Origin of the sequence: Parashewanella hymeniacidonis (assembly GCF_016900895.1) — a bacterium.
Classification (GTDB): Bacteria; Pseudomonadota; Gammaproteobacteria; order Enterobacterales; family Shewanellaceae; genus Parashewanella; species Parashewanella hymeniacidonis.
Map to the genome: position 1 here is coordinate 32,621 of NZ_JAFEUN010000029.1, position 8,559 is coordinate 41,179.

An 8,559-nucleotide genomic window follows, 5' to 3' on the forward strand; every position below is an offset into this window, starting at 1 on the left:
AGTTAATTCTAGAACGGAGTAATAAATGAACAACATCATTAAAATGCTCAATGATGAGCAGTTAAAAACAGACGTACCAGAGTTCAGTGCAGGTGATACTGTAGTTGTTTCTGTACGTGTAAAAGAAGGTAACAAAGAGCGTCTTCAGGCTTTCGAAGGTGTAGTTATCGCTAAACGTAACCGTGGCCTGCATTCAGCATTCACAGTACGTAAAATCTCTAATGGTGAAGGCGTTGAGCGTGCATTCCAAACGCACAGCCCAGCAGTAGCTAAGATTGAAGTTAAGCGTCGTGGTCGCGTTCGTCGCGCTAAGCTTTACTATCTACGTGAACGTTCAGGTAAATCTGCACGTATCCGTGAGAAGCTTGCTAAGTAATCATTACTTAGAAAATAGATTTAGACGCAGTGTTCGCACGAAAAACCGCCTTTTAGGGCGGTTTTTTGTTTTTGCTACTTTATTCTCTTGATATACAGACTCACCTATTGCTACATTTCATTACTCTATTTTATTTGCTGATAGGTGACAGATTAAAATGTCAGAAAAAACCACTGATGCACTTGAACTCTTACGAAACGACATTGATAAGGTCGATCAGCAATTACTCGATTTGCTGAAGCAACGACTCAATTTGGTCGCTAAAGTAGGTGAAGTAAAACACAGTGCAGGTTTACCTATTTATGCACCGAATCGAGAAGCTTCAATGTTGGCCAAACGGCGAGGTGAAGCCGAGGAATTGGGTGTTTCTCCACAACTCATTGAAGACGTTTTACGGCGGTTAATGCGTGAGTCATATCAGAATGAGAAGAACGTTGGCTTTAAGCAAGTTAATCCCGAGCTTGATCATGTTGTAATTGTTGGTGGCAATGGCAGTCTTGGTGATTTATTTAAGCAAATGCTTTCACTGTCAGGTTATCAAGTTCATGTGCTTGATAAAGACGATTGGCACTTAGCGGATATTTTATTTGATGGAGTAGGTTTAGTGATTGTCTCTGTGCCAATCTCAAAAACCTGTGAAGTGATAAAACAAAAATTAGCTAACTTACCTGATGATTGTATTTTGGCTGATTTAACTTCAGTAAAATCTGAACCTATCAATACAATGCTTGAAACGCATTCTGGCCCTGTGATTGGTTTGCACCCTATGTTTGGGCCTGATGTAACTAGCTTTGCTAAGCAAGTTATGGTGATTTGTCACGGTCGCCAAGTTGAAAAATATCAATGGTTACTTGAGCAAATTAAGATTTGGGGCGCACATCTTGTTGAGGCTAATGCTGATGAACATGATGAAGCCATGCAAGTAGTTCAGGCTCTAAGGCACTTTTCTACCTTTGCTTACGGTTTGAACTTGTTTAAATCGGGTGTTGAAATTAAGCAGTTATTGAAATTCAGCTCTCCAATCTATCGACTCGAACTCGCTATGGTAGGGCGCTTATTTGCTCAAAATGCTGAGCTTTATGCGGACATTATTTTTGCTCAAAAACAAAATGTAAACCGAGTAGAGCATTACGCTGATAATTATCTTGAATGTGTTGATATGCTCAAGAATATGGATAGGGAGTTATTTGTTGATAACTTTAATCAAGTATCCAAATGGTTAGGTGATTTTGCTGAGCAATTCCAGCAAGAGAGTCGTGTTATGCTGCAGTCTGCGGCTGATTTGAAAAGTCGATAAATATAGCATCTACCAAAAGGAGTAAAGTTTCCTTTTGTTTTCTGCTTCATTAAACCTTATTAATAGAGCCGTTATTTATCGCAGATTCAGTGTTCGATCCCTTATAATTATAAATAAGAATAATATGTTTATCAGGTCATATGACTCAGGTTAGCAATGCACGTCATACTATTAATCCTAATGAAAGCTTTGGAGATTTAAAATCTCCTGACCAAAATAGTGAAATTGCTCAAAGAGATCGTAAGGTTAGTTTTAAAGCAAAAGCCACGTACTTTGTTAAAACTTATACTGTGGGTGTTAGTCAAGATGGTAGACTTTATATCTTTCATCGAGGTGGTAATGTTTATCTTGATCAAGCTTCAAGTAAGCATCTCACATCACAAAAACTTCTTCCTCAAATACTATGCCACGATTCTACGCCCACCATTATTAAGGTTAAAACTTTAGCAGTATCTCAGTCTGAAACAAGAAAAGAAATATTGAGCACGTTTACAACAAATGCACTATGTGATTTCTGTCGGGTAGCAATAGTATCTGATCAAATACAACAATTTTCTGGTGCTCTAAAGCAGATCTATACTAGTAGCAGAAGTGATTTTTTAGATTTACTCAAAGCACTTACTGAAGAAGAACGATTGGAGCTAATGTCCCTTCCCGAGATTGTAGTTGAAGCTGAATCAATAAATCTTTCTTTGCCCAATTCTAAACAAATCAACCTTACAGAAAAAGTGGGGCATCAAGAAAAGCAGGAGGCTTTAACGCAAGCCTTGGTAAATAGTGGAGATTTTGTTGTAAAGAAAAGTTTTGAAAGTGAAGCTTCTTGGTCTTACTTAGACGTTACAATGCTTTCACCCTCAAGTTCAACAAATGATGAGGGGGTAAATTGCAATCAGGTCAGCCCTGATTCACAGACACTTATATTAAGTCGTTTTCCAGAATTACTCTTACCAACAGGTAGCAGTGGCCTGAGCTGCAATTTTGGTTCAGCACATCAAAATGCTGTCATTAGCGTGTATTTATCACTTCCAGATTCTGAAAGGAAGGCATTTCTAAGTAGCCTTTCTGATGAAACTTTAAAGGCTCAATTGGAATATTTATTTCGTTCTTTAAATAGCACACTTGAAGTGAAAATAGATGATGGAACGTTAAATGCCAAAGTAAGTACCCAAGAATGGAAAGCACAATTACTAGAAACATTTAAGCAATTACCTCAACAACGCCAAATTGTACTATTTAAATGTCTAGATCGTGAACTGCAAGTTCAGCTATTGAATGGTTTAAGTTCAGTGGAGATTGATGCGTGCTTTATTAAACAACTTGCAGTTGAACTTTCTTCTGATGAGATCGCTCAATTAATATCACCAGAAAGCCATAACGAAGTCTTTGGAGGGAATTTATCAGTCCTCCCTTTAAGCGAGAAGGTAATTGAGAGTTTAATACGATCATTGTCGGTACCAAAAGCAACTTATCTATATTGCATTTCTCCAGATTATATTGAGAGTAAAATCATTGAAAAAAATGAAGAAGTCATAGGCAGAGGCTTTGAATGTATATTTGATGAGGTTATATGCTTTTTAATGTTTCTCTCTGAGATAAGAGAAACTAATGACAAGAGAAAGCAGGTATATTCATTCGAAAAAGTTATGAAGTTTGTTGAAACAGGTGAATTTAAGGCGTATTCACAATCTTCATATGACTCACCTGACAAGCTTAAATTTGTATTCAATAAACTTGAACAAGTTAATAAACATGCTTCGCATTCAATATTACAAGTTTGGTTTAAATCAGACTTAGACCATTTTTGCCAAATCTATCAATGTATTGATAGTGAATTTTTGACTGAATCAAAGAGGAATTATCTAGAGTTAAACTCATTAATGATTAATTTTTCGATTAATGGGTGTTTATGCGCATGTCGTTTATTACCTTTAAATTATGCTCAAGCTCTATATTCTAAATTGTTGGGTTCAAGTGAAACTGGTTTAAATGAGGAATTAATTCAAGCAACTGAAAGTTTAAGCAAATACCCAAAATTTTTACCGCATAATATAGAGCTTCTTTCAAGATTAGCTAAAGGCTTGAAAGGAGGTGCGAAACTAAATTCATTACTTTATCTACTGTTCCAAGCACAACCCGACTTTCAAAATGCTGTAAAAGTGCTTTCTAAGGAGCAGTGGGAAGACCCAGTCGTTGTAGGTTATTGTATAGATGAGCTATCTGATAGCGCTATACAAAAGCTACTTGTTGACATTGAAAGTTCTGAAATTTGTACTGTATTCATCTCAACTGTTCAGCCTAAAACTAGGCAAAATAAAATATATAGGTACATAGCTCAGCATAAACCGAAATTTTTCCTTGACTTGTTTTCAGAGGGAGAAACTGTAAGTCGTAAAGAATTGATCAATGCAATCTCTCCCAGCCATCAGCAGGCTGTATTTACCGATGGAGTAAAACAGTCCTCCGACCTAAAAGGCGCCCTGATGTTCCTTTTAATCAGTGATTTAAATGAAGAACAAATGTGTGCAGCATTTAAAGCAATTGAAATTGAATTTAGCGATAATTTAATTAAGCAGATTTCGCAGCTCGAACTGTCTGAAACAGAAGTAGATGTTTTGATGTTATTCATTTCTAAGTTACACGAGGAAGGCCTTAATAACGCTTTACCTATTGATGTCTGTCATTACTTATTGTCTATTCGACCAAAGCAAGCTGCAACACTGATATTTGATAAGTTGGCAATGAATGTAACAGAATTGATGAGAGGATATAAAGGTGGAAACTATGAAACGATCTTTAAGACGATATTTGAATCGTTTGGAAGTTATGATGAGCTCAAGCGTACTAATTTGCTGGGAACATTTCTTTCACAGGTTTGTGAATTAGAAAGTACTCCCGATTCCGTAATAGTTTTGGTGTTTGAGGGAATGCAGCATAAAGAACGATTAGAAATAATTATTAAACACCCTAAAATAATAAAACGGTTGGATAGACCTCAGTTACATAAGTCACTATCTGCTCTAGTCATTGCTGGCGAAGATATAACAGAAGCAGAAGATGCCTCTAGAGAGCAAAAAGAATTCTTTAATTTTTCTCTCGATGCAAAACAATTTTTTGTGAATTTACTGCTCCATGCAGATCCTAAGGTCATCCAGTATGTAGAAAAAGATGTTGATCAAATAGAATTGATGGATCAGTTGTTAAAGATAAAATTTGACAGAAATAGTGGTAAAAGTATATCTGACTTTAGTTATGGTTTTCTGAATGACTTATTGAACAGAGCACTAGAAAAAGAAAACCTTGAATTCATAGCGTTAGTATTTTCTGAAAAACATAAACGTTCTGTGAGCTCTTCCCGAATTTATCGTCAAGCGGAGATAAGACTTTTACAGTATACAATTCTTCCTGAATTTATGCGGTTGAATCCTAATCAATCTTTAACTTTATTTGTCTTGCTTTCTAAAGAACTTCAATTAGCACTGCTCAATTTTAAAGAAAATAGAATGATAGTTGCAAAAATTCAGTCTTTAGTAGAAGAGGCTGAATTAAGCCCTCAACCTATTAACCTTGAAAGCGAAGTACCAGATTTAAGAGGAACGTTAAGATCAAGAACAGGATCAATGGCCCAAGGTTATATTGCTTGGACGATAAATCGCAAAGGGGTTCGCAAAACTGATCGCTCAGAACAGGAGCACACACCAGATACTAAGATGGTAATAAATGCGCTAGAAAAATTAGATTTAGAAATATCAACTAAATTTTTATCAATTGTGACGCCTTCAGTTTGCAAAAAAATCCTTTCTGCAATGAGCCAAGAATGTGCGATTAAAATAGTTTCTTCTTTACCTGAAGAGTCCGATGAAATAAGAGTACCTTATTGTTTTGCCGTTGAAGGAAATAAACATGTAGTAAAAGAAGTAGTAAAATGGGCAAATGCAATTCGAACAAATATCAGTGATGTGACTGGAGACTATGATGCAGAATCAGATGACTTAAAAGGTTATGAGGCTATAACTGAATATTCTTGTCTGCTAGCAGAAGTCGTCCCTGGTTTAAGTGACGAAGTGCTTTTCGGTATTATCAACCAGTATCCAGAGCTTGCTTGGATTTTATTCCCGATAAAATTTGAATCTTTTAATATTCTTCAGCTGCAAAAACATCTCGAATTTTCACTAATTGAAAAAGTTGTTAGTAATACGCCAGAAAGCTTGCAAACGGCAATACTCGATGCTGATCATCAGGGTACTTATATAGAAGTCATACCGAAACTATCAGGAAATGTTCTAGCTTTATTGACGTGCGTCTACAGAGATAACGAAGAGGTATTTAATAAACTATGTAATGCTTGTCCGCCAGATAAAAGAGCTGAATTAGTAGCTTCTGGAGAACCATCACTTTTACTACAGTACAATGCTTTCTTTTCAGAAGATGTTGTGATGGAGTTTTTATTAGCAGAAGTTAAAAAAGAAGAGGTTGAAAGGTTTTTACTACATATAATTAGGGCAAAAATAGGTTTAGCAGCATTGGCTAAGAGGCTGGATGATCAATCATTTGATTTGCAAAATGTGTTTGCACTCTTCTCAAAACTCAAGAAAAACGATACTTCAAGACTCTTTAAATTGATCACAAATGACGAAAGAAAAGAACAGTTGAGGAAAACTCTTAAGAAATAGTAATAGCCGAACGACCATCCGATTTGGTTTACTAAAACCGATTTGAGAGTAATATTTCACTTCTCAGCAGAGGCGATCGTTCAGCTTATTTAATGAATTGATACGTAATCTCCTATTTAAGTGAGTGACAGCTTTCATTGTTACTAATCTTACAGTTGTTAGTGATTGTTCTCATCTAACTAAAAAAACTGCCACCATGTTTGCCGATGTTGCTTACGCTGCATATTCTTCGTCAAACTCCTCCTCATAATTTTCAGAGTCTACTTCTTCAACATGTTCAAGTTTTTGGTTACGTTGAGCTGTCGGTTTATCTTGGGTTCGATTTAATTGCTTTTCAAGTTTCTGTCCCATCGCTTTAATTGCTGCATATAGGTTTTCACTTTTAGCATGAGCAAACAGTTCTCCATTAGGAATGCCCACAGAGGCTTCAATTTTAAAGATTTGTTTTTCTTGTGTAATAATGACGTGTGGGTTAATCAGTTGCACATCATGTCGAGCCAGCTTTTCAAATTTAGCTTCAACTTTTTCTTTAATGCTTGGAGTAACTTCAAGGTGTTTGCTAGTGATTTTTATCATACGTCGAACCTTTTTTTATTTTTTTCGTGGGTTCAGATTACTCAAGCTGGTAAAAATAAAATGTGATGTAGATCACGTTTTGGCTTGGCTTATAATCACTTGTAGAGTAATTCATCGACTGGATCAAAAATTTGTGATAACAGCTCAAATTTACTTGCTTTTGGCATAAAAACAACGCATATTTGATTAGATTGGCATATAAGTTTTGCTTCGATTTCCCTTAAACATATAAGTTTTGCTTCGATTTCCCTTAAAATAGCCAAAACTCTCATAAAGTTATTGTTCACTTCTTATCTTTATTTTGTACTTCTCTTCTTTGTGGTATTTTCTGTTTAAAAGTATTAGCGGTAGATTTGTATGTCCGATAACAAAGTAAAAATTAAAGTTTGGGATGTTTCAACCCGGTTTTTTCATTGGAGCATGATCGTTTTGCTAGCTGCACTATGGTGGACTGCAGAAGAGGGGGAAATGGAGTGGCATCAAATGTGCGCTTACACATTAGGGGCAATAATATTATTTAGATGGTTTTGGGGTTTTTTTGGGAGTGAGTCTGCCCGATTTTCAAGTTTCCTAAAAACGCCGATTCAAGTATTAAAATATGCTAGAGAACAAAAAACGCAAAAACCGTTAAAAACTCATATTGGACATAATCCACTAGGTGGGTATATGGTACTTTTTTTGCTGCTGTTAATGAGTATGCAATTTGTTTCTGGTCTGTTTGCCACTGATGATGTTTTCACCGAAGGCCCTTTATATGCAAGTGTGAGTAATGAAGTCGCTGAAATATTCACTTGGATACACAGGAATTTATTTTATCTAGTTTTAGGCGTTGCATTTATCCATGTTGCGGCTGTGATTACTCATACAATCAAAGGAGATAAACTTATCCCTGCGATGTTTACAGGTAAAAAGGAAGTCAATGTTGAAGATGAGAAAGCTCTAAAGTTCCAGCCTGCCATTATAAGTTTAGTATTATGGTGTGTGGTATTAGCTATAGCAGGTTACTATTTTGTGTGGCCTATTTGGATGTCAATGTAGGTGATGTGTTCAGAGTGAGTACGGGCTTCTGGTAACAAGAGTGAAGCTAGAGGGTGTTTCCAATTCGTCATTTAGATTTAAAATTGGGAGCGCCCTCTAAGCGCTTTAGTCTTTCTTATAAGCTTTGTGACAGCTTTTGCATGTTTTTGCTGTTTGGCCAAAAGCTGTTTTAATCGCTTTTTTATCACCAGATTTGGCGACCATAGCTAATTTGGCAGAAGCTACTTTCAATGCTTCCATTTTATCAACAAAATCTGATTTATTTTGTTCAATTTTAGCTAATGCTTCGGTGTCACCTGAATAAGAGCCATCAATAAAGCCTTCTAGCGGCAAATGCGACAATGCGGCGATATTTGTTGCACGCTGCTCGAATTCTTCAGCATTCATCTCTTTTTTACCTTTCAACATGGCAGACATATTACCGAAGTTGTGAGCGATTAAACTGAATGCAGATTTACGGTAGTCAACTGCATCATCAGTTGGAACCCATCAAACATGGGTAACAAATTAAGAAGAAAAATCTGAGGAGAAAAGCTTTATTTTTGAGATAATAAGTCAACCACGACAACTATCAAAATAAAATGGCGATTCTGAACAAAACA

General features: G+C 36.1%; 5 protein-coding genes and 1 pseudogene. 4 read left to right on the plus strand and 2 right to left on the minus strand.

The window, feature by feature from the left end:
* The first annotated feature begins 25 nt into the window (after positions 1 to 25).
* The 3 genes from rplS to JQC92_RS07885 all read left to right on the plus strand — a co-directional run bounded on the left by rplS (position 26) and on the right by JQC92_RS07885 (position 6,343).
* Positions 26 to 376 carry a 50S ribosomal protein L19 gene (gene rplS, locus JQC92_RS07875; protein ID WP_204999134.1) on the plus strand — a complete coding sequence of 117 codons (351 nt, stop codon included), beginning with the start codon at positions 26 to 28 and terminating at the stop codon, positions 374 to 376.
* Positions 377 to 533: 157 nt separating this feature from the next.
* Entirely contained in the window at positions 534 to 1,673 is a 1,140-nt protein-coding gene (tyrA, locus tag JQC92_RS07880; RefSeq protein ID WP_204999135.1) for a bifunctional chorismate mutase/prephenate dehydrogenase, read from the plus strand.
* Between the two features lie 140 nt (positions 1,674 to 1,813).
* Positions 1,814 to 6,343 carry a hypothetical protein gene (locus JQC92_RS07885; RefSeq protein WP_204999136.1) on the plus strand — a complete coding sequence of 1,510 codons (4,530 nt, stop codon included), beginning with the start codon at positions 1,814 to 1,816 and terminating at the stop codon, positions 6,341 to 6,343.
* 213 nt (positions 6,344 to 6,556) lie between these two features.
* Here the strand turns inward: JQC92_RS07885 and hpf are convergent, their stop codons facing one another.
* Positions 6,557 to 6,919 carry a ribosome hibernation-promoting factor, HPF/YfiA family gene (gene hpf / locus JQC92_RS07890; protein ID WP_204999137.1) on the minus strand — a complete coding sequence of 121 codons (363 nt, stop codon included), beginning with the start codon at positions 6,917 to 6,919 and terminating at the stop codon, positions 6,557 to 6,559.
* Positions 6,920 to 7,276: 357 nt separating this feature from the next.
* Here hpf and JQC92_RS07895 point away from each other — a divergent pair, with 357 nt between their 5' ends.
* On the plus strand, positions 7,277 to 7,957 hold the full coding sequence (locus JQC92_RS07895; protein ID WP_204999138.1) for a cytochrome b/b6 domain-containing protein: 681 nt from the start codon (positions 7,277 to 7,279) through the stop codon (positions 7,955 to 7,957).
* 105 nt (positions 7,958 to 8,062) lie between these two features.
* Here JQC92_RS07895 and JQC92_RS07900 read toward each other — a convergent pair.
* Positions 8,063 to 8,431 (minus strand): annotated as a pseudogene (locus JQC92_RS07900) (c-type cytochrome); the annotation flags it as partial.
* Positions 8,432 to 8,559: the final 128 nt, after the last annotated feature.